Annotated in this window: 16 protein-coding genes; 7 read left to right on the top strand and 9 right to left on the bottom strand. The window is 61.6% G+C overall.

Features of this window, described 5'->3' with window-relative positions:
* Window positions 1-183: 183 nt before the first annotated feature.
* From AC0JZ4_RS06620 to araD1, 8 genes are all read right to left on the bottom strand, one after another.
* A complete protein-coding gene (locus AC0JZ4_RS06620) occupies window positions 184-1608 on the bottom strand; it encodes a virulence factor family protein (RefSeq protein ID WP_471885611.1) in 1425 nt (474 codons plus the stop codon).
* On the bottom strand, window positions 1605-4181 hold the full coding sequence (gene mprF, locus AC0JZ4_RS06615; RefSeq protein ID WP_471885610.1) for a bifunctional lysylphosphatidylglycerol flippase/synthetase MprF: 2577 nt from the start codon (window positions 4179-4181) through the stop codon (window positions 1605-1607). The genes AC0JZ4_RS06620 and mprF overlap by 4 nt, the downstream gene beginning before the upstream one ends.
* Before the next feature lie 221 nt (window positions 4182-4402).
* Entirely contained in the window at window positions 4403-5593 is a 1191-nt protein-coding gene (gene mmsB, locus AC0JZ4_RS06610) for a multiple monosaccharide ABC transporter permease (protein ID WP_471885609.1), read from the bottom strand.
* The gene (gene mmsA, locus AC0JZ4_RS06605) at window positions 5593-7155 is read right to left on the bottom strand and encodes a multiple monosaccharide ABC transporter ATP-binding protein (RefSeq protein WP_471885608.1); all 1563 of its coding nucleotides are present in this window, start codon (window positions 7153-7155) and stop codon (window positions 5593-5595) included. The genes mmsB and mmsA overlap by 1 nt, the downstream gene beginning before the upstream one ends.
* 60 nt (window positions 7156-7215) lie before the next feature.
* Window positions 7216-8277 (bottom strand): multiple monosaccharide ABC transporter substrate-binding protein, encoded by a 1062-nt coding sequence (gene chvE, locus AC0JZ4_RS06600; protein ID WP_471885607.1) that lies wholly within the window; start codon window positions 8275-8277, stop codon window positions 7216-7218.
* A 107-nt stretch (window positions 8278-8384) separates the two neighbouring features.
* A complete protein-coding gene (locus AC0JZ4_RS06595) occupies window positions 8385-10208 on the bottom strand; it encodes an IlvD/Edd family dehydratase (protein ID WP_471885606.1) in 1824 nt (607 codons plus the stop codon).
* 1 nt (window position 10209) lies between these two features.
* Entirely contained in the window at window positions 10210-11136 is a 927-nt protein-coding gene (locus AC0JZ4_RS06590; protein ID WP_471885605.1) for a Gfo/Idh/MocA family protein, read from the bottom strand.
* A gap of 7 nt (window positions 11137-11143) precedes the next feature.
* On the bottom strand, window positions 11144-12136 hold the full coding sequence (araD1, locus tag AC0JZ4_RS06585) for an AraD1 family protein (protein WP_471885604.1): 993 nt from the start codon (window positions 12134-12136) through the stop codon (window positions 11144-11146).
* Window positions 12137-12454: 318 nt separating this feature from the next.
* On the opposite strand from araD1, the gene ytfQ reads away from it, so the two are divergent.
* From ytfQ to AC0JZ4_RS06560, 5 genes are all read left to right on the top strand, one after another.
* Window positions 12455-13423, top strand: coding sequence for a galactofuranose ABC transporter, galactofuranose-binding protein YtfQ (ytfQ, locus tag AC0JZ4_RS06580; RefSeq protein ID WP_471887816.1), 969 nt, complete (start codon window positions 12455-12457; stop codon window positions 13421-13423).
* A gap of 92 nt (window positions 13424-13515) precedes the next feature.
* Window positions 13516-15042, top strand: coding sequence for a sugar ABC transporter ATP-binding protein (locus tag AC0JZ4_RS06575; RefSeq protein WP_471885603.1), 1527 nt, complete (start codon window positions 13516-13518; stop codon window positions 15040-15042).
* Window positions 15042-16073 carry an ABC transporter permease gene (locus tag AC0JZ4_RS06570; RefSeq protein WP_471885602.1) on the top strand — a complete coding sequence of 344 codons (1032 nt, stop codon included), beginning with the start codon at window positions 15042-15044 and terminating at the stop codon, window positions 16071-16073. Before AC0JZ4_RS06575 ends, AC0JZ4_RS06570 begins: the two co-directional genes overlap by 1 nt.
* Window positions 16070-17056 carry a galactofuranose ABC transporter, permease protein YjfF gene (yjfF, locus tag AC0JZ4_RS06565; protein WP_471885601.1) on the top strand — a complete coding sequence of 329 codons (987 nt, stop codon included), beginning with the start codon at window positions 16070-16072 and terminating at the stop codon, window positions 17054-17056. Before AC0JZ4_RS06570 ends, yjfF begins: the two co-directional genes overlap by 4 nt.
* Before the next feature lie 2 nt (window positions 17057-17058).
* Window positions 17059-17847: a FadR/GntR family transcriptional regulator gene (locus AC0JZ4_RS06560; RefSeq protein WP_471885600.1), complete on the top strand. Its 789-nt coding sequence runs from the start codon at window positions 17059-17061 to the stop codon at window positions 17845-17847.
* A 3-nt stretch (window positions 17848-17850) separates the two neighbouring features.
* Here AC0JZ4_RS06560 and AC0JZ4_RS06555 read toward each other — a convergent pair whose 3' ends face one another.
* Window positions 17851-19194 (bottom strand): formimidoylglutamate deiminase, encoded by a 1344-nt coding sequence (locus AC0JZ4_RS06555; protein ID WP_471885599.1) that lies wholly within the window; start codon window positions 19192-19194, stop codon window positions 17851-17853.
* Window positions 19195-19297: 103 nt separating this feature from the next.
* On the opposite strand from AC0JZ4_RS06555, the gene hutI reads away from it, so the two are divergent.
* Together hutI and hutH are read left to right on the top strand one after the other, a co-directional pair.
* Window positions 19298-20524 (top strand): imidazolonepropionase, encoded by a 1227-nt coding sequence (gene hutI, locus AC0JZ4_RS06550; protein ID WP_471885598.1) that lies wholly within the window; start codon window positions 19298-19300, stop codon window positions 20522-20524.
* Window positions 20521-22056: a histidine ammonia-lyase gene (gene hutH, locus AC0JZ4_RS06545; RefSeq protein ID WP_471885597.1), complete on the top strand. Its 1536-nt coding sequence runs from the start codon at window positions 20521-20523 to the stop codon at window positions 22054-22056. Before hutI ends, hutH begins: the two co-directional genes overlap by 4 nt.
* The last annotated feature ends 23 nt before the right edge of the window (window positions 22057-22079 follow it).

Below are 22079 nucleotides of genomic sequence, written 5' to 3'. Positions count from 1 at the left end.
ACCGTCTGACCAACACCATCACGACACCAGGCACCGAAGTTGGCAATCCAGTCCGACATCACAGCTTCACGAGTGAACTGTCAGAGGGGCCCGGTCCTGGTCGCCGAGATTTAAACCCGCATTCACGGAAACTCAAGTGGCCTGTTCACGAAAGCGTGGGCGGCATGGCACCAAGAATGAATCTCAGCGCGTCAGGCGTTTCTGCAGACTGTCCAGAACCCGCTTGCCGAGTGCCTGATAATCCTCGTCGAAATGATGCCCGCCATCGATCGGCACCGTTTCCACACCCGAGGCCTTCAGGTCCGGGCACGGATCATCATCCTCCTGTGTGCCGTAGATGCACTGGACGAGGCTGCTGCGGATTTTGGCGATATCGTCGAGCGTCTTGCCTCCGGCTCCTTCGCCTTCGACGCCGAGCCAGCCGGTGACCGAGATCTCGTAATCCACCTGCCGTGACAGCGCCAGAAGCGACAGCTGCTTGACGCGCCGCTTCGTCGCCTTCGGCAACTGGTTATAGGCGGCAGGCAGGATATCCGCGCCGAAGGAATAACCGACGAGCACGACATTCGAGACATTCCACTGGGCTGAATAGGTATCGATGATGCTCTGCAGATCCTTGGCCGTTTCCTGCGGCGTCCGCTTGGCCCAGAAATAGCGCAGCGAGTCGACGCCGACGGTCGGCACCCCCTGCGACTGCAGATACTGCCCGAGTTCACTGTCGAGATCACGCCAGCCGCCATCGCCGGAATAGACGATCGCCATCGTATCGGAAAACGGTCCCGACTGTGGCCCCGACTGCGGATTGGCCGCAAGCACCGTCAGCGGCAGGTCGAGCGCGCCCTCCGGCTTTGCCGCGACAAGCTGGTTCTGCAGCCAGGTCGACAGATAGTCTGCGGCATCGTCCGAAGTCTCCTTGACCGTGATGTCGGCATGGGCCTGCTTGAGCGACAGAGCATGCACCTTGCCCGGCTGGTCTGCATCGGGCGTGAACGCGATGGTGACGGGCGCCGGCAACGGTCCATCGGTCAGCCCATAGACGATGCCGGTATCCGTCACCCGTTTTTCGGCCGGTGTGCAGAGCTGTTTCTTGAGCGGCACGCCTTCGATGGGATCAACAGCGATCGCCCCGCCGATCGTCGCCTTCGGGCTTTGCGCGATCATCGCCAAAGCCAGCGCACCGCCATCGCCGGCACCGGCAAGGATCGGGTGACGGTAATCGCTGTTGCCGATACGGCGCTGCACCTGCTGGGACAGATCCTCGATATCGGAGACCATGTAGATGCAGTCGCCGGCATCCTGGCCGAGCGACTGGATATAGGACGGATAGTCGATGCCGACGACCGCCGCACCGCCTTCCGTCAACGCCTTCGCTTCTGCTTCATCAGCAGCATTCCAGCCCTGCTTGTCGGAGACGAGAAAGATCATCGCCGAAAGATCCTGCCCCTGTTGCAGGTTGGGCGGAAGATAGATATGCGGCGATACGATCATGCCGGTACGATAGGCCGGCTCCTGCGGTGAGGTCTGCTGCGCGTTTGCGCCGGACACCAGGCAGGGATTGACTGCCGCCGCCAGCACCAGTGTCCATCCAAGGGCAAGATGCAGTTTCATTTGCCGACCACTCCCCTCAATCCGCCGCCGATCAGAAGCGTCGCGTCCATCATGGCGACCGCCGGACCGATGCCCGAGACCGCAAGATAGCGCGGCTCCCACCGCGGGTGGAACTTTGACTTGAAGGCCTTGAGGCCCTTGAAATTATAGAAGCGCTCGCCGTGTTCGAAGATCACGCTGCCGATACGATCCCAGGCCGGTGCCGCCTCGCGCTGGGCCATGCCGGACAGTGGTGCCATGCCGAGGTTGAACTGCGAAAAGCCTTCGTCACGCAGATATTCCATGATCCGCACGAAAAGGAAATCCATCGATCCCTTCGGCGCGTCCGGCGCAAAGCGCATCAGGTCGACCGTGCCTTCCTGTTTCGTATCGGTAACGGCAAGCGTCGCGAAAGCGACGATCCGGCCTTCCTTGCGCAGCACGGCAACCGGTTGAGCGAGAATGTAGTCATCGCGAAACGCACCAAGCGAAAACGTCTTTTCCCGCGTATTGTGCTCGTCGAGCCAGCTATCGGAAACATGTCGCAACGCATCAAGATGCGCCGCCACATCGGCCGGCTGCAGCATTGAAAATTCCAACCCGTCGCGAACACCCTTGTTGATCGCCTGCCTGAGCCCGGCAAGCCGGCTACCCTTCAGCTCGAAGCCTGCAAGATCGACGACCGCAAGTTCACCAAGCCTGAAGGCCCGCATACCGGCATCGGTGCATTGGGCAAGAAGCGGCGGAGAGATCTGGTAGAAGACCGCCCGCCCGCCGCCGGTGCGCGCTTCCTCGACGAACCGCCAGACCAGTTCGGCCACCTCATCGGCCGGGCCGACCGGATCGAACAGAGCGATCCACGAGCGGCCCTGGATGCCATACATGATGAAGGCCCTGCCGCTCTCGGAAAACATCAGCCGCTTGTCGCCCATGCGCACCAGATTGGCATCGGCGAAGTTCTGCGTCATGGCGATCTCGGTTGCCTGCACCAAGTCATCCTCGGTGGCCGGCCGCGAGCGCTGTACGGCGGGGCGCAGCAGGCTGAAGATCGATACGACGGCGGCCACGATGGCGATGCCGAGTATGGCGCGCAGTCCGCGCGGGGCCTCCGCCGACAGCTCGAACTGCCACCAGAGTTCGCGGCTGTAATCGACCTCGCGATAGACGAAGAACAGAATGGTCGTCGCCGCCGCAACCAGAATGACCATGGCCACGATCCACGGCGGCGTCAGCGCCTGGCGCAGCATCGAGGCAGGCCGGCTGAACTGGCGTCCACTGAGCAGCAATCCGACCAGAAGCACGGCGAGAAACACCGCCTCGAACAAGGCAAGTGCCTTGACCAGCGAAAACAGCAAGCCGAGCGCCGTACAAACGACGGCAGTCCACCAGGCGCCGTCCAGCCTCTGCGCAAGCCCGCGGGCGGAAACGAACAGCATGATGCCTATGACGCTGGAGAGAAAATGCGCGCCTTCGACCAGTGGCAACGGCATGAAGTTGCCGAGCAGATCGAGATTGGTGTCGGGTGTCGGCGTAACGCTGGACAGAACCAGCATGGCGCCCGCAATCAGGGCGAAGGCGGCAATCAGCAACGGTGCCAGACGGAATTCCAGCTTGCGCAAGGTCGACGCGACCGGGTGTCGCGACAGTTCCTGCACCTCAAGCCCGATGACAAAAAGCGTCGCGACGATCAGCGGCAGGACGTGATAGATCAGCCGGTAGAGGACGAGGCTGCCGAGGATCTGGTCGATGCTCAGCGACGAGCCGAGTGCCGCCACGATAACCGTTTCGAACACGCCAAGGCCGGCCGGCACATGGCTGATGACGCCGGCCGTGACAGCCGCCGCATAAATGGCGAGGAAAGACGGCCAGCCGATCTCGGTCTGAGGCAACAATACGTAGAGCACCGAGGCAGACGCCGAGATATCGAGCGCGGTAATCAGGAACTGCTGCGAGCATGTCCGCGTATCGGGAAGCCTGATCTCGACCTTGCCGATGCTCAGCTTTCGCCCGTCGCGACCGATGAAGACCAGTGCAACAAGCGCCGCAATGACGATGAGCGCGATAATGCGGATAGTGACCTCGCCCAGCCCGACGATCTCGCCGATCCTGGGCGCGGTGACCAGGCAGGCGATCGCCGACACGGCCAGCAGACCGAAGCCGAAGGCAAAGGTGACGAAGGCAATCACGCGGCCGATATCTTCCGGTGACAGCCCAAGCCGGGAGTAGCCGCGGAAGCGGATGGCACCACCGCTCAGCGCACCAAAGCCGGCCGTATTACCGACCGCATAGGCGCTGAACGCCGTCATCGCCACCGGCACTGGCGGCAGCTTTCGGCCGATATAGGAGAGCGCGTTGAGATCATATCCGGTCAGCGCCGCAAAGCTGAGCGCAGTGAAGAGGATGGCGAGTGCGATCGACCACCAGCTGGTGGCGGCAAGAGCTGCAACGACCTCGCCGTAGCGCACCTCTGTCGTCAGGCTGTAGATCGCGAAGGCGGTAAAGCCGAAAACGAGCAGAACGACGAGGGAGACGATGACGCCCCGATGGGCCTGGAAGAAGTCGCGGATACGGCCTGAATGACTTGCAGACGTCATGATATGCTTTGCCCCGAAGACAAGCGTTAAGGTGAATAGCGTAGAGCAACCGGATCACGGCTTAAGTGTGTCGAAGCCGCAGCTGCAATCGTGCTTCATTCATCACGCATCTTCAATGGCAGTTCTCGCCGTTTCTCGCGCCTGGCAAGGGCGCAGACACCGTCTGTGAAACGAGAAAGGGCGCCCGCGCGCCCCTCCCCTTATCCGCTGCTGAGCCTCGATCAACGACGGTGGTTGTAGACATCGACGCAAACGGCGCCGAGCAGCACGAGGCCCTTGATCACCTGCTGGTAATCGATGCCGATGCCGAGGATCGACATGCCGTTGTTCATCACGCCCATCAGGAAGGCGCCGATGACCGCGCCGGTCACCTTGCCGACACCGCCATAGGCCGACGCACCACCGATGAAGCAGGCGGCGATGACGTCGAGTTCGAAGCCGGTGCCGGCCTTTGGTGTGGCGCTGTTGAGGCGGGCCGCGACGACGAGACCGGCGAGAGCCGCCAGCACGCCCATGTTGACGAAGGTCCAGAACACCAGCCGGTTGGTCTTGATGCCGGAAAGCTCGGCCGCGCGCGCGTTGCCGCCGACGGCGTAGATCTGCCGGCCGATGATCGTGCGGTTTGTGAAGAAACCATAAGCGGCGATCAGGACGGCCATGATGATCAGCACGTTCGGCAGGCCGCGATGCGAGGAGATCAGGTAGGCGACGAAGCCGATGGCCGCGAAGACGAGGACGTTCTTGGCAACGAAGAAGCCGAAGGGCTCGCTCTCCACGTCATGCGCGATGCGGCGCGAGCGGCTTTTGAAATTTTGCCAGACGAGAAATCCGGCAAGGACCAGGCCGATGACGAAGGACGTCAGGTAGAGACCGCCCTCCGACGAGATCAGCTCCGGGATGAAGCCGGAAGACAGCCGCTGGAAGGTCGGGTCGAAGGGACCGATAGAGCGACCGCTTAGCACCGCGATCATCAGCCCGCGGAAGACCAGCATGCCGGCGAGCGTGACGATGAAGGACGGTATCTTGAAATAGGCGACCCAGAAGCCCTGTGTCGCACCGATCAGGCCACCCAGGATGAGGCAAAGCACGCTCGCGGTGGCGAAATCTAACCCATAGGTGACCATCAGCATGGCCGCCACCGCACCGACGAAGCCCGCGACGGAACCGACCGACAGGTCGATATGGCCCGTCACGATCACCATCAGCATGCCAAGCGCCATGATGACGATATAGCTGTTCTGCAGGATGATGTTGGTGATGTTGAGCGGGCGGAGCAGAATGCCGCCGGTGGCGATCTGGAAGAATATGACGATCACGACGAGCGAGATCAGCATGCCGTATTCGCGCAGGTTTTCCTTCCAGAAGCCTGTTCCTCGCTGGGGTGCTGCGGCTGTTGTCTGGGGGGTGCTCATTAGTCCCTCGCTTTGCGGCGCATGATGGCGCGCATGATATTTTCCTGCGTTGCCTCTTCGCCGGCCACTTCGCCGACGAATTCACCTTCATGCATCACCATGATCCTGTCGCAGGTGCCGATCAGTTCCGGCATTTCCGACGAGATCACGACGACGGCTTTGCCGGCATCCGCAAGTTCGTTGATGATGGAATAGATTTCGTATTTCGCGCCGACATCGATACCGCGCGTCGGCTCGTCGAGGATCAGGATATCGGGGCCGGTAAACAGCCATTTCGACAGAACCACCTTCTGCTGGTTACCGCCGGAAAGCTTTCCCGTTTCCTGAAAGACGTTGTGGCTGCGGATCCGCATGCGCGTGCGGAACTCCTGCGCAACCTTCATTTCCTTGATGTCATCGATCACGCCGGTCGTCGAAACGCCGCCGAGATGCGCGAGCGAGACATTCTTGCGGATGTCTTCCGCCAGAATGAGGCCGAGATGCTTGCGGTCTTCTGTGACATAGGCAAGGCCCGCCTTGATCGCCCGGTGGACATCGGAGGTATCGGCCTCCTTGCCATGAACCTTCACGGTACCGGTAATGTCGCGGCCATAGGTCCTGCCGAACACACTCATGGCGAATTCGGTGCGCCCCGCGCCCATTAGGCCCGATATGCCGACGACCTCACCCGCCCTCACCTTCATCGACACATTCTTGACGACCTGACGCGAGGAATGCTGCGGGTGATAGACCGACCAGTTGTCGACTTCGAAGATCACGTCGCCGATCTTCGGCGTACGTTTCGGATAGCGGCTTTCCAGATCGCGGTCGACCATGCGGCGAACGATCTCGTCCTCGTCGACTGCACCCTCGTGGCAATCGAGCGTGCCGACGGTGCGGCCATCTCGCAGGACAGTGATGCGGTCGGCGACTTCGGTGATCTCGTTCAGCTTGTGGCTGATCATGATCGAGGTAATTCCGCGGCGGCGGAATTCCTTCAGAAGCTCCAGAAGTGCGGCACTGTCGGTCTCGTTGAGCGACGCGGTCGGCTCGTCGAGGATCAGCAGGCGCACGTCCTTCGACAGCGCCTTGGCGATTTCCACCAGCTGCTGCTTGCCGACACCCAGATTGGTGATCAGCGTTTCCGGCGCCTCGGTCAACCCCACCTTGGCAAGCAGCTCGCGGGTGCGGACATAGCGCTGGTCGCGGTCGATCACGCCGAACTTGGAAGGCGCATTGGCGAGAAAGATGTTTTCCGCGATCGACATCAGCGGAATGAGCGCCAGCTCCTGGTGAATGATGATGATGCCGAGCTTTTCGGAATCGTTGATATCGCGGAAATGCCGCTCCTCTCCGTCGTAGAGGATCGAGCCGTCGTAGGAACCATGCGGGTAAACCCCCGACAGGACCTTCATCAGCGTCGACTTGCCGGCACCGTTCTCGCCGACAAGCGCGTGGATTTCGCCTTCGTTGACGGTAAAGCTGACATCGGTAAGCGCCTTCACGGCGCCGAAACTCTTCGAAATACCCCGCATTTCGAGAATGGGCGGTTTTTGCGCAGCGGATAATACGGGATCAATCATGACCGACTCCCAATAAAGAAATGGGCCGCGCGGCAGGTTGCCGCGCGGCCTTCCGGACGATTACTTCAGCTGGTCTTCGGTGTAATAACCGGCGTCGACAAGCGTCTTCCAGTTGGTCTTGTCGATGGCAACCGGCTTAAGGAGGTAGGACGGAACGACCTTGACGCCGTTATTGTAGGTCTTGGTGTCGTTGACCTCGGGCTCCTTGCCGCTCATGACGGCATCGACCATGTCGACAGTGACCTTGGCGAGGTCGCGCGTGTCCTTGAAGATGGTCGAATACTGCTCACCGGCAATGATCGACTTGACCGAGGGCACTTCCGCATCCTGACCCGACACGAACGGCATCGGCATGTCGCCCGAGCCGTAGCCGACGCCCTTGACCGACGAGATGATGCCGATCGACAGGCCGTCATAAGGCGACAGAACGGCGTTCAGCTTCTTGTCGGAATAGGTCGAGGAGAGGATCGCGTCCATGCGGGCCTGGGCGGTTGCCGGGTCCCAGCGAAGGGTGGCGACCTTGTCCATGCCGGTCTGGCCGGAGCCGACGACGAGCGTGCCCTTGTCGATCAGCGGCTGGAGAACGCTCATGGCGCCGTCATAGAAGAAGTAGGCGTTGTTATCGTCCGGCGAACCGCCGAAGAGTTCGATGTTGAACGGACCCGCTTCGGTATCGGCCTTCAGAGCCTTGACCAGCGTTGTTGCCTGCAGCACGCCGACCTGGAAGTTGTCGAAAGTCGCATAGTAGCTGACGTTCGGCGTATCGCGGATCAGGCGGTCATAGGCGATGACCTTGATGTCCTGGTCTGCAGCCTGCTGCAGCACGTCCGACAGCGTCGTGCCGTCGATCGAAGCGACGACGAGAACCTTGGCACCCTTGGTGATCATGTTCTCGATCTGCGAGAGCTGGTTCGGAATGTCGTCTTCGGCATACTGCAGATCGGTCTGGTAGCCGCGCTCCTGCAGAACCTTGATCATGTTGTCGCCGTCGGCGATCCAGCGGGCGGAAGACTTGGTCGGCATGGCGACGCCGACAAGTCCCTTGTCCTGCGAAAAGGCGGGAGCAGCGAACGCCATGCCCGCCATGATTGTAGCGATAGTCGCGGTTCTAAATAGATTCATAATGTACTCCTCCGTTCAAGGCGCCCACAATTGAGCGCCGTGTTATCCCGGGGAGGCTCCTCGCCTCCCCTCACGACCCGGTGGGCGCACCCTGCGCCCTTTCCGGATCAGTGATTGTCGCGCGGCAGACCTTCGGTCTGTGCGATGCGCTGGTACTTGACCGCCGGTTCCAGAACCGCACCGGTCTCCATCTGGCCGACGATACCGCGCTGGATTTCCTGCCACGGCGTCTGATGCTTGGGATACTGATAGCCGCCACTTGCCTCCAGCTCACGGCGACGGCTATTCAACTCCTCCTCGGAAATCAGAATATTCGCTTCCCCGCGGCCAAGGTCAATGCGTACCCGGTCTCCGGTCTTCAACAATGCGAGACCACCCCCGGCAGCAGCTTCAGGAGACGCATTGAGGATGGACGGGCTGCCCGACGTGCCGGACTGGCGACCATCACCGATACAGGCGAGCGAGCTGATCCCGCGTTTCAGGAGATAGTCCGGTGCACGCATGTTGACGACTTCGGCAGCCCCCGGATAGCCGATCGGCCCGGCGCCGCGCATGAACAGGACCGTGTGCTCGTCGATGCCGAGCGACGGATCGTCGATGCGGTGGTGATAATCCTCCGGACCGTCGAACACGACCGCCTTGCCCTCGAAGGCCATCGGGTCCTTCGGGTTGGACAGGTAGCGCTCGCGGAATTCCGGCGAGATGACGCTGGTCTTCATGATCGCCGACGAGAACAGGTTGCCGCGCAGCACGCGGAAGCCGGCGCGCTCCTTGAGCGGCTTCTCGTAAGGCTTGATGACGTTTTCATCCTCGATGATCGCGCCGCGGCAATTGTCACCCATCGTCTTGCCATTGACGGTGATCGCGTCTTCCTTGATCAGGCCCTGGCGCATCAGCTGGTTGACGACCGCCGGAACACCGCCGGCATGATAATAGTCTTCGCCCAGATACTCGCCGGCCGGCTGCAGGTTGACGAGAAGCGGAACCTCTTCGCCATAGGTCTGCCAGTCGTCGACGGTCAGTTCGACGCCGATATGGCGGGCAAGCGCGTTCAGATGGATCGGCGCATTGGTCGAGCCGCCGATGGCCGAGTTGACGCGGATCGCGTTGATGAACGCGTCTTTCGTCAGAATGTCCGACGGCTTGAGGTCTTCCTTGACCATTTCGACGATGCGCAGGCCGGTCAGATAAGCGACTTCCTGACGATCGCGATAGGGCGCCGGAATGGCCGCCGAGCCCGGAAGCTGCATGCCGAGCGCTTCGGCAAGCGAGTTCATCGTCGTCGCCGTGCCCATCGTGTTGCAGTAACCGGTGGACGGCGCCGAGGAGGCGACCAGCTTGACGAAGCCGGCATAATCGATCTCGCCCTTGGCGAGAAGTTCGCGCGCCTTCCAGACGATCGTGCCCGACCCGGTGCGCTCGCCGCGGAACCAGCCGTTCAGCATCGGGCCGACCGACAGGGCGATCGACGGAATGTTGACGGTTGCCGCGGCCATAAGACAGGCCGGCGTGGTCTTGTCGCAGCCGATGGTCAGGACGACGGCGTCGAGCGGATAGCCGTAGAGCACTTCGACGAGACCGAGATAGGCGAGGTTGCGATCGAGGCCGGCAGTCGGACGCTTTCCTGTTTCCTGGATCGGGTGGACCGGGAATTCGATGGCGATGCCGCCCGCCTCGCGAATGCCCTCGCGCAGGCGCGTCGCAAGCTCAAGGTGATGGCGGTTGCAGGGCGAAAGATCCGACCCCGTCTGCGCGATGCCGATGATCGGGCGACCGGACTGAAGTTCGGCCTGGCTCAGACCGAAGTTCATGTAACGCTCCAGATAGAGCGCGGTCATATCGATATTGTCCGGGTTGTCGAACCAGGCGCGCGAGCGAAGTCGGCTGCTGGTCGCAACGTCAGTGGACGGGGTCTTGCCTTTGTCTGCCATATCAGTCCTCGAATGCTTCAGTTTCGATGCGACGGCCGAGCAGGAAGGCATCGGCCACATGCACCAACGGCGAAAAATCGGTGTCGCTGGCGCCTTCGTTCACGAGCGAGACGAAATCCCGGTAAAGATTGCGATACTCGCGATCTTCCTCGACGATCTGCGCCTCGCCATCGACGATGAGCCTGCTGCCACCATGGGTCAAGACGATCGGACCCTCTTCGGTTTCGACGCGAATGTCCCATGTCTGCGGCCCGGTCTGGCGCCAGTCGAATTCGGCAGCAACCGACAAGCCGGATGCGGTCTCGAATGCCAGGCTGGCGGCGATCGGTGCGGCGCGATTGGCCGGGAACGTCAGGTCCGAGCGTGTCAGGTGAAACTTTTCCGGCATGATGCGCGTAACGATGGAAAGCGCGTTGATGCCCGGATCGAACACGCCGAGACCGCCCGGCTCCCAGATCCAGGCCTGGCCCGGATGCCAGTGACGGACATCTTCCTTCCACTCGACGGCAACACTTCTGATCCTGCGCTTGGCAAGCAGCGCCCGTGCCGGCTCGACGGCGGCGGCGGCCCGCGAGTGCCAGGTGGAAAACAGTGTCAGGCCTTTGGTCTTTGCCAGCTGCTCCAGTGCGAACACTTCGGAAAGCGTAGCGCCCGGCGGCTTTTCCAGCATCACATGCTTGCCCGCATCGAGTGCTGCCTTGGCCTGTTCGAAGCGCCCCTGCGGCGGCGTGCAAAGCGACACGGCGTCGATCTCGACATCCGAGGCCAGCAGATCAGCGATGTCGTGAAAACAGTGGACGCCATCGAGCCGTGCGTGACGGCTGGCGACGGCGACCAGTTCGATGCCGTCATTGGCCTCGATCGCACCGAGATGCTGATCCCTTGCGATCTTGCCCAAACCGACGATAGCGAGACGAATATTCGGCATGACCACCTCAGAGCGTCTTGATGGTCACGGGGCGCTCGACAGCGATTGCGAGCGTATTCACCAGCGGCAGCTTGAACGGCGCGGCATCGATCTCGAACACGTCGCCGGCTTCCGTCTTGATACCGTGCGAGACGGATAGGGTCGCCGTGCCGAAGAAATGCACATGCAGATCGCCGGGTTCGCGGAAGAGATCATATTTGAAATTGTGGTATTCGAGATTGGCGATCGAATGTGACATGTTGGCTTCGCCCGACAGGAAAGGCTTTTCGAAGATCACCTCATGGCCGCGGCGGACGCGCGAGGTGCCCTCGACATGATCGGGTAGATCGCCGACGAGAAGTTCGGGGCCGAGCGCGGCCTCGCGCAGCTTGGAATGGGCAAGCCACAGATAATTGCCCTTCTCCGTCACATGGTCGGAAAACTCGTTGGCGAGACAGAAGCCGACGCGGAAAGGCGTGCCGTCGGGACCGATCAGGTAGATGCCGGCCAGTTCAGGCTCTTCGCCACCATCGAGCGCGAAGGAGGGAGACACCAGTTCTTCACCGGTCGCCTTGAGCTGCGAACCGTTACCCTTGAAGAACCATTCCGGCTGCGCGCCGACCTGACCGGCGGCAGGCTTGCCGCCTTCGACGCCGAGCAGGAACATGCGCATGGAATCGGTCGGCTTGTCTTCAGCCTGCGCCGCCTTGTGCATCTTGTCGCGACCATCGGCGGAACCGAGATGGGTAAGGCCAGTGCCGGCAACGACGAAATGCGCCGGATCGGGATGGGAAATCGGCAGACCGATACGGCCCTCGCGCGCCGCCTTCTCGACATCCACATCTGCGCCATGACCGAGCGCGGCAATCTGCTCGGCAAGGCTGCGGCCGGCTGCAATCGCCTGCATCGCAAGATCATAGGTGGATGAAACACCATTGACGCTGTGGCCGGCGCCCTCGCCCTCCCATGCCACAACCTTCACCGCACCCGCATCATCGGCAATCTGCAGAATTCTCAGCATAGATCTCGTCATCCAATTTTTTTATGATGTGACATGGCGCCTCCACAGGCCATGCCGTCCTCCGGTCGGAACGCAAAGCTGACGTTCTTCAAAAATACGACTATTGGATAATTGCCTCGACTGTCAAGAATGTCTTTTTCCGTAAACGTAAATCAGCATTGACGAATTTTTCGGCCAAAAATGAGGATACGGATCGTATTACGTTATATTTTTCGGCAAGTTGACGGATTTTTCAACACTCGCATAAATTGAGGGTTGCAAAAGTATTATTATATGCCAATCCTTGCCCTGCCAGTTTGCTTCATCATCTGTGGGAGGATTAAGATGAAAAAAGCTCTCGTCGCGGCAAGTGCTGCCGCTATTTTCGCCATGTTCGCATCCGGCGTTTCCGCACAATCACTGACAGTCGGCTTCTCGCAGATCGGATCTGAATCCGGATGGCGTGCCGCTGAGACGACGGTGACGAAACAGGAGGCCGAAAAGCGTGGCATCACGCTGAAGTTCGCCGATGCCCAGCAGAAGCAGGAGAACCAGATCAAGGCGATCCGCGGCTTCATCGCCCAGGGCGTCGATGCGATCCTGATCGCACCGGTGGTTGCCACCGGCTGGGATGCCGTGCTGAAGGAAGCCAAGGAGGAAAACATTCCGGTCATTCTGCTTGACCGCGAAATCGAGTCTCCGAAGGATCTCTACCTGACGGCCGTCACCTCCGACCAGGTCTTCGAAGGCAAGGTTGCCGGCGAATGGCTGGCGAAGGACATCGGTTCCAAGGATTGCAAGGTCGTCGAGCTTCAGGGAACCACAGGCTCCTCGCCGGCGATCAACCGCAAGAAGGGCTTCGAGGAAGGCATCGCATCCGCCACCAACATCAAGATCGTCCGCTCGCAGACCGGCGACTTCACCCGCACCAAGGGCAAGGAAGTCATGGAAAGCTTCATCAAGGCGGAAGGCGGCGGCAAGGATATCTGTGCCGTTTACGCCCACAATGACGACATGGCCGTCGGCGCGATCCAGGCGATCAAGGAAGCCGGCCTGAAGCCGGGGACCGATATCAAGGTCGTGTCGATCGACGCGGTCCCGGATATCTTCCAGGCGATGTCGAAGGGCGAGGCGAATGCCACTGTCGAGCTGACGCCGAACATGGCAGGCCCGGCCTTCGATGCGCTCGACGCCTATCTCAAGGACAAGAAGGAACCGCCGAAGTGGATCCAGACAGAGTCCAGGCTCTACACCGCGGCTGACGATCCGATGAAGGTCTACGAAGCCAAGAAGGGCCTCGGCTACTGATATCCCGCCGTCCGGCACATCGGGCCGGGCATGAAACATGACCGGAGCGGCGCCATGCCGCTTCGGCTCCCTTCAGCATGCGGGACGCAGACATGTCAGCACCACACGCTCTCCTCGAAGCCCGAGGCATCGGCAAATCGTTCTTCGGCATCCCGGCGCTCGACGACGTCGACTTCACCCTTCAGGCCGGTGAAATCCATGCGCTCCTCGGCGAAAACGGCGCCGGAAAATCGACCCTGATCAAGATCCTGACAGGCGTCTATCGCCGCGACCGCGGCACGATCACGCTTGAGGACAGCGAGATCCACCCCGACACCGTGGCTGACGCCCAGGCGCTCGGCATCGGCACCGTCTACCAGGAGGTCAATCTTCTGGAAAATCTGACGGTGGCGGAAAACATGTTTCTCGGCCGCCAGCCGCGCCGCTTCGGCATGATCGATCGCCGCGCCATGCGCGAGCGCTCCAGGACACTGCTTGCCCGCTACGGCCTCGACATAGATGTCGATGCGCTTCTGTCGTCCTATTCGGTCGCCATCCGCCAGATCATCGCGATTGCCCGTGCCGTCGACCTGTCCGGCAAGGTACTCGTGCTCGACGAGCCGACCGCAAGCCTCGATGCGAACGAGGTGAAGGGCCTGTTTTCCGTGCTGCGGCAGCTGCGCGAGGAGGGCCTCGGCATCGTCATCATCACCCATTTTCTCGATCAGGTTTACGAGATCGCCGATCGTGTCACCGTTCTGCGCAACGGGCGCCTTGTCGGCAGCCGCGCGCTGTCGGACCTGCCGCGTCTCGAGCTGATCTCGATGATGCTCGGCCGCGAGCTGCAGCACATCACCCGCGATCATCAGGCCGAGCCGGAGACGATCGACGAGCGCGGACCGCCGTCCATCCGCTTCGAGAATTACGGAAAGAAGGGCAGCGTTGCGCCTTTCGATCTCGATATCAGGCCCGGCGAGGTCGTCGGCATTGCCGGTCTTCTTGGCTCCGGCCGCAGCGAGACCGCCTTCCTGCTTTTCGGCATCGATCGCGCCGATAGCGGCAAGGCGACGATCGATGGAACTGAGGTCGGCCTCAACTCGCCCGAAGCGGCGATCGCCAATGGTTTCGGGTTCTGCCCGGAAGAGCGCAAGACCGACGGCATCGTCGGCGATCTTTCGGTGGCGGACAATATCGCCCTCGCATTACAAGCACGGCGCGGCTGGATGCGGCCGGTCTCGTCGGCCCACAAGCGCGAACTCGCCGATCGTTTTATCAGGTCGCTCGATATCCGCCCGGCGGATCGCGAACGGCCGATCAAGTTTCTCTCCGGCGGAAATCAGCAGAAGGCAATCCTCGCCCGCTGGCTTGCAACCGAGCCCCGGTTGCTGATCCTCGACGAACCGACGCGCGGCATCGATATCGGCGCCCATGCGGAAATCCTGAAAATGATTGAAAATCTCTGTTTGCAAGGCATGTCGCTTGTCGTCATCTCGTCGGAATTGGAAGAACTCACGGCGGTTGCCCACCGAGTCATCGTGCTTTCCGACCGTCGGCATGTGGCCGAACTTTCGGGCGGGCAGCTGACGACGGACGCGATCATCGAGGCGATTGCCGGTACCGGCAGGACGGAGGCCGCCTGATGGACATGATCACTCGCCGCCTGCGCCGCCTTGCCCCGCAGCTGATCGCCTTGGCGATCATCCTCGGAACGATCAGCCTGATCGCTCCGGGCTTCCTGACGATCTCGGTGCAGAATGGCCGCATTTACGGCAGTCTGATCGACATTCTTGTGCGCGCCGCGCCGGTGGCGCTTCTGACCGTTGGCATGACGCTGGTGATCGCCACCCGCGGCATCGACCTGTCGATCGGCGCTGTGATCGCCATCTGCGGTGCGGTTGCCGCCACGCTGATCACCGAAGGCTACCCGCTGCCGGTGGTGATTGCCGCCTCGCTTGTCATCGGCATTGCCTGCGGCCTTTGGAACGGCGTGCTTGTTGCCGTGCTGGACATTCAGCCGATCATCGCCACCCTTATCCTCATGGTGGCCGGCCGAGGCATTGCCCAATTGATCACCGAGGGCGTCATCCTCACTTTCAATGACGACACGTTCGCAGCCCTCGGCTCCGGTGCATTCGCCGGCATCCCGATCCCGATCTTTATCTGGGTCGGCACGGCGCTTGCGATCGGTCTTCTGATGCGCCGCACCGCGCTCGGCTTCCTGATCGAGGCGACCGGCATCAATCGTCGTGCCGCAAGCCTTGCCGGCGTGCGCGCCCGCTTCCTGCTATTCTCCGCCTATGCTATTTCCGGACTGTGCGCTGCAATTGCCGGCATGATCGTCACCGCCGATATCCGCGGAGCTGATGCCAACAATGCCGGCCTGTGGCTGGAACTGGACGCCATCCTGGCGGTCGTCGTCGGCGGCACGTCGCTCAATGGCGGCCGCTTCTCGATCACCGCATCGCTGATCGGCGCCCTGATCATCCAGTCGATCAACACCGGCATTCTCGTCTCCGGCTTCCCGCCGGAATTCAACCTCATCATCAAGGCCGGCATCATCATCGTGGTGCTCACACTGCAATCGCCGGCGGTGTTGACCCTTTTCGGCTTCCTGAAAGCCACGCGCCGTGCGGAAAAGCTCAATCACGGCACGAAGGAGGCGACCAGATGATCCATTCCCGCAATCTTCCCTTCGTCACCACGCTTGCCATATTCATCATCGCCTATGCGCTTTGCGTCATGCAATTTCCGAACATGCTGTCGACACGCGTCATCGGCAATCTGCTGACCGACAATGCCTTCCTCGGTATCGCCGCAGTCGGCATGACATTCGTCATCCTGTCCGGCGGCATCGACCTCTCGGTCGGCTCGGTGATCGCCTTTACCAGCGTCTTCGTCGCCGTCATGGTCGGCACGTTCCAGGTCCACCCAGTAACCGCGTTCATCGCCGCGCTCGTCATTTCCACCCTGTTCGGCTGCCTGATGGGGGCAATGATCCGCTACCTGCAGATCCCGCCTTTCGTCGTCACGCTGGCCGGCATGTTTCTGGCGCGCGGCGCCGCCTATCTCGTTACGACCCAATCCGTGCCGATCACCCATGAGTTCATCGATGCGATGATGGGTTTCTACATCCGCTTTCCCGGCGGTGGGCGGCTGACATTGCTGGCCATGATCATGCTCGCCGTCTTCATCGCCGGCATATTCCTCGCATCTCGCACGAAATTCGGCGCCAATGTCTATGCGATCGGCGGCAACATCCAGTCGGCGGAGCTGATGGGGGTTCCGGTCGGAGCGACGACGATCCGCATCTATGCACTTTCCGGCTTTCTCTCCGGCCTCGCCGGCATCGTCTATACGCTCTACACGTCCTCCGGCTATTCGCTGGCGACGGTCGGTGTGGAACTTGACGCGATTGCCGCCGTGGTGATCGGAGGAACATTGCTGACCGGCGGCGTCGGCCTCGTCGCGGGCACATTCGTCGGCATTCTTCTGCAGGGGTTGATCCAGACCTATATCGTCTTCGACGGCACGCTTTCCTCATGGTGGACGAAAATCGTCATCGGCATCCTGCTCTTCGTTTTCATCGTGTTGCAGCGCACCATCATCTGGTATTCAGACCGCCGACTGGCAGTTCGACAATTGAAAGAGGTGTGATTTTGGGTCTTCTGGAAACAACGATCAGCGGCAGGAAGAGGGGAGGAAACCACGCCCATGTGGTATCCGAACTCGGACGCAGCATCGTCGCCGGCAAGATCCCGGAAGGTTCGCTTCTGCCCGGTGACGCCGAGCTTTCCGCCCGTTTCCGCGTGTCACGAACCGTCCTGCGCGAGGCGATGAAGACGCTGTCGGCCAAACGCCTGATCGAGGCGAAGGCAAAGGTCGGCACCCGTGTTCTGCCGCGCGATAGCTGGAACTTCTTTGATTCGGATGTGCTCGGCTGGCGCTTCGAGGCGGGGCTGGACTACGACTTCATCGAGCATCTGGCCGAAATCCGCCTGGCGCTTGAGCCGGCAGCAGCGGCGGCAGCGGCGGCCCGCGCCACCAGCGACGATATCGTCGCGCTTTATGCCATCGCCGCAAGGTTCGACAATCTCAACCACACGCCGGAAACGGTCGCTCAGGTCGATCTGGAATTCCACTTGGCCATCGCCCGCATGTCCGGCAATCCGTTCATGCGGTCTGCGAGCGCGTTGATCGAGGCGGCACTCGCCATCTCGTTCCAGCTTTCCTCGCCGGCCGCCTCGCCGGAAACCATTGACGAGGTCGCCACGAACCACCTGCGTATCGTCCATGCCATCGCCTCGCGTGATCCGGCCAAGGCGATGTCGGCCATGCGGCATGTGATCGAGGTGGGCAAGAGCCGCATCCGCGGTTCGCTTCGCACCGGCGCGGATGCGGCGGCGGCTGCCGCCGCCCGCCAAGCCGTCAGTGCCGAGAACGGCTGAGCCTCAGATCCCCGCCATCAGCTCCGAAACGACCTTGCGGTAACGTGCGGAGATTTCCGTGCGTCGCGCATGCCGCCCTGCGGAAACCAGCTTGCGTCCCCGCACCCAGGCGCAATCCACCCCGATACCCGAGCCGAAGATCCACTGGTCCAGCACGTGCCTGGCACTCCACGGCATGTCGGACAGATCGAGCGAGACCAGATCCGCCGATAGCCCGACCGCGATTCCGGCAGGGGATTGCAGCGCCGCAGCACCGCCTTCCAGTGCGTGGTTGAACAGTGACAACCCGGTCGACTGGCCGGCATGCGCAATCACGTTGCGGGAGCGCTGTTGCAGGCGCTGCGAATATTCGAGGATCTGCAACTCTTCGCGCAACGAAATCGAGACATTCGAGTCCGTCCCGACGCCGAAGCCGCCGCCCTGCGCGATAAAGTCGGTCGCCGGAAAAATACCGTCGCCCAGATTGGCTTCGGTAACCGGGCAGAGGCCCGCGAAGGCGCGGGCGCGCGCCATGCCCGCGATTTCGCCCGGCGTCATATGCGTCGCATGAATAAGGCACCAGCGTTCATCGACCGGAGCATGATCGAGCAGCCATTCGACCGGACGCGCGCCGCTCCATGCCAGGCAGTCCTCCACCTCCTTCACCTGTTCGGCGACATGGATGTGGATCGGTCCGCTCGTCATTCCGACCAGCGCCGACAGCTCATCCGGCGTCACCGCCCGCAGGCTGTGCGGTGCAATGCCGATGCTTGAGCCCGGCAATTCGCCGGTAATTTCCAAACCGCGCTCCATCAGGCGAGCGAACTGGTCGAGATCATGGATGAAGCGTCGTTGACCTTCCGCCGGGGCAAGACCGCCAAAGCCGGAATGGGCGTAGAAGACCGGCAGCATGGTAAGCCCGATCCCCGTATACTGTGCAGCGCCGGCAATGCGCTCCAGATGTTCCGCCGGATTGGCGTAAAGCGAACCATCGCGATCGTGATGCAGGTAATGAAACTCGCCGACACGGGAAAAGCCTTGCTCGACCATCTCCATGAAGGCCTGCGCGGCGATCGCCTCCATCTGCTCCGGGTTCATAGACAACGCGAACTGATACATCACCGTCCGCCAGCTCCAGAAACTGTCCGAGCCCGGCCCACGGATTTCCGCCAGGCCCGCCATGGCACGCTGGAAAGCGTGGCTGTGCAGGTTTGGCATGCCGGGCAGCACAAAGGCGTGGCACTCGTCACCGGATTCGGCGGACACCCCGGTCTCGACGGAGACAATCCGGCCATGCTCGATGCCAATGCGCACATTCGCGATGATTTCACTGGCCACAAGGGCGTATTCGGCAAAGATCACATGCACGGCATTCCCCTTTTTGTCCCCGAAGACGACTTGCCTCGGCATTTATTAAGTATATACATAACGAGCAACGAAGCCATTAACAAGACGCAAAAGAGGGAGCGCGATGGCTGATTCAGTGCGGATCTGGCGCAATGCCAGGATAGCGACGCTTGACGAAAAACGGGCCGGCCTCGGCCTGATCGAGGATGCGGCGATGGCCGTGCATGACGGGCGCATCGCTTTTGTCGGCCGCTGGCAGGACATGCCGCTTGCGCTTTCGGGCAATGCTGAAATCATCGACTGCGAGGGCCGGGTCATCACGCCGGGGCTGATCGATTGCCATACGCACATCGTCTTCGGCGGTGACCGGGCGATGGAATTCGAGATGCGGCTGGAAGGTGCGACCTATGAAGAAGTTGCCCGTGCCGGCGGTGGCATCGTCTCCTCGGTCAAGTCCACCAATGCGCTTTCCGTCGAGGGGCTGGCGCAAGCCGCCCTGCCAAGGCTCGATACGCTGCTGGCCGAGGGAATTTCGACGCTCGAGATCAAGTCCGGCTACGGCCTGAACATAGACGGCGAACTGAACATGCTGCGCGCCGCCCGGGCATTGGAAAAGCTCCGTCCGGTACGGATCGTCACATCCTATCTTGCCGCCCATGCGACGCCGGTGGAATACAAGGGACGCAACGGCGATTACATAACCGATGTCGTCTTGCCCGGCATGGACAAGGCATATGCGGAAGGCCTGATCGACGCTGTCGACGGGTTTTGCGAGGGCATTGCATTTTCGACCGACGAGATGCGCCGCGTCTTCGACCATGCGACGGCACTCGGTCTTCCGGTGAAGCTGCATGCCGAACAATTGTCCAATCTCGGCGGCGCGAAAATGGCGGCATCCTACGGTGCGCTGTCGGCGGACCACCTGGAATATCTCGATGCGGAAGGGGCGGCGGCGATGGCCGAGGCCGGAACGGTCGCCGTCATACTGCCGGGAGCCTTCTACGCCATCAACGAAACGCAGAAGCCGCCGATCCAGGCGATGCGCGACGCCGGCGTGCGGATGGCGATCGCCACCGACTGCAATCCCGGCACATCGCCCCTCACATCCCTGCTGCTGACGATGAACATGTCTGCAACGCTTTTCCGCCTCACAGTCGACGAGTGCATTGCCGGCGCCACCCGCGAGGCGGCCCGCGCACTCGGTCTCCTTGGCGAAACCGGCACACTGGAAGTCGGCAAATCGGCAGACTTCGCCCTCTGGAATATCCAACGACCCGCCGAACTTGTCTACCGGATAGGTTTCAATCCTCTTCATTCCCGCATCTTCAAAGGGCAGCAGGTAACCGCATGACGATCACCCTTCATCCCGGCAGCGTTCCCCTTCGAGATCTGGCCGCGATCTACTGGCATAATGGCGCGGCGGTGCTCGACCGCTCCTTTGATGCCGGCATCGAGAAAGGCACCCGTCGCATCGCCGAAATTGCTGCCGGCAATGCGCCGGTCTACGGCATCAATACCGGCTTCGGAAAGCTCGCCTCGATCAAGATCGACAGCGCCGACCTTGCCACATTGCAGCGCAACCTCATCCTGTCGCATTGCTGCGGCCTTGGCGCGCCCCTGCCGGAGAACGTCGTGCGCCTGATCATGGCGCTCAAACTGATCTCGCTCGGCCGCGGCGCCTCCGGCGTTCGACTGGAACTGATCCGGCTGATCGAGGCCATGCTGGAAAAGGGTGTCATCCCTGCAATCCCGGAAAAGGGCTCTGTCGGCGCATCGGGCGATCTCGCCCCGCTCGCCCATATGGCTGCCACCATGATGGGCGAAGGAGAGGCATTCCTAGCCGGCGAACGGATGACATCGAGCGACGCCTTGAGGAAGGTCGGACTGACCCCCATCGTATTGGCCGCAAAGGAAGGTCTGGCGCTGATCAATGGCACCCAGGCATCCACCGCACTTGCACTTGCCGGCCTGTTCCGCGCCCACCGCGCCGCCCAGACCGCTCTGGTGACCGGCGCATTGTCAACCGATGCCGCCATGGGCTCGTCCGCGCCATTTCACCCGGACATCCACACGCTGCGCGGCCACAAGGGCCAGATCGACGCGGGTTCGGCGCTTCGTACCCTGCTGGAAGGGTCTGAAATCCGCGCCAGCCACATCGAAGGCGACGAGCGCGTGCAGGACCCCTATTGCATCCGCTGCCAGCCGCAGGTCGACGGCGCTTGCCTGGACCTGCTCCGTCAAGTCGCGCGCACGCTGGAAATCGAAGCCAACGCGGTGACCGACAACCCGCTGGTTCTGTCAGACGACGAAGTCGTCTCGGGTGGCAATTTCCACGCCGAGCCGGTCGCCTTCGCAGCCGACCAGACGGCGCTTGCCATCTGCGAGATCGGTGCAATCGCCCAGCGCCGCGTGGCACTTCTGGTCGATCCGGCACTCTCCTACGGCCTCCCCGCATTCCTTTCCAGGAGACCCGGTCTGAATTCCGGCCTGATGATCGCCGAAGTCACCTCTGCTGCGCTGATGAGCGAAAACAAGCAGATGTCGCACCCTGCCTCGGTGGACTCGACCCCGACATCGGCCAATCAGGAAGATCACGTTTCCATGGCTTGCCACGGCGCGCGCCGCCTGCTGGTCATGACGGAAAACCTGTTCGGCATTCTCGGCATCGAGGCGCTCGCCGCGGTCCAGGGCGTCGAGCTGCGAGGTCCGCTGAAGACCAGCCCCGAACTGGAAAAGGCGGCCGCCGTGCTGCGTGCATCCGTACCCCCACTCGAGGACGACCGCTACATGGCGCCGGATCTCGCCGCAGCAGCCCACCTCGTCGCCACCGGCGCGCTCGCCGCCGCCATTTCGCCCGGCATCCTGCCGGTTCTGGAAATCTGATTGCAAAGAACAACGGGAACACA

The organism is [Rhizobium] kunmingense (assembly GCF_977018605.1).
The sequence above is the reverse complement of the archived record's forward strand: the minus strand, read 5'-3'. Positions and strand labels throughout refer to the sequence as shown.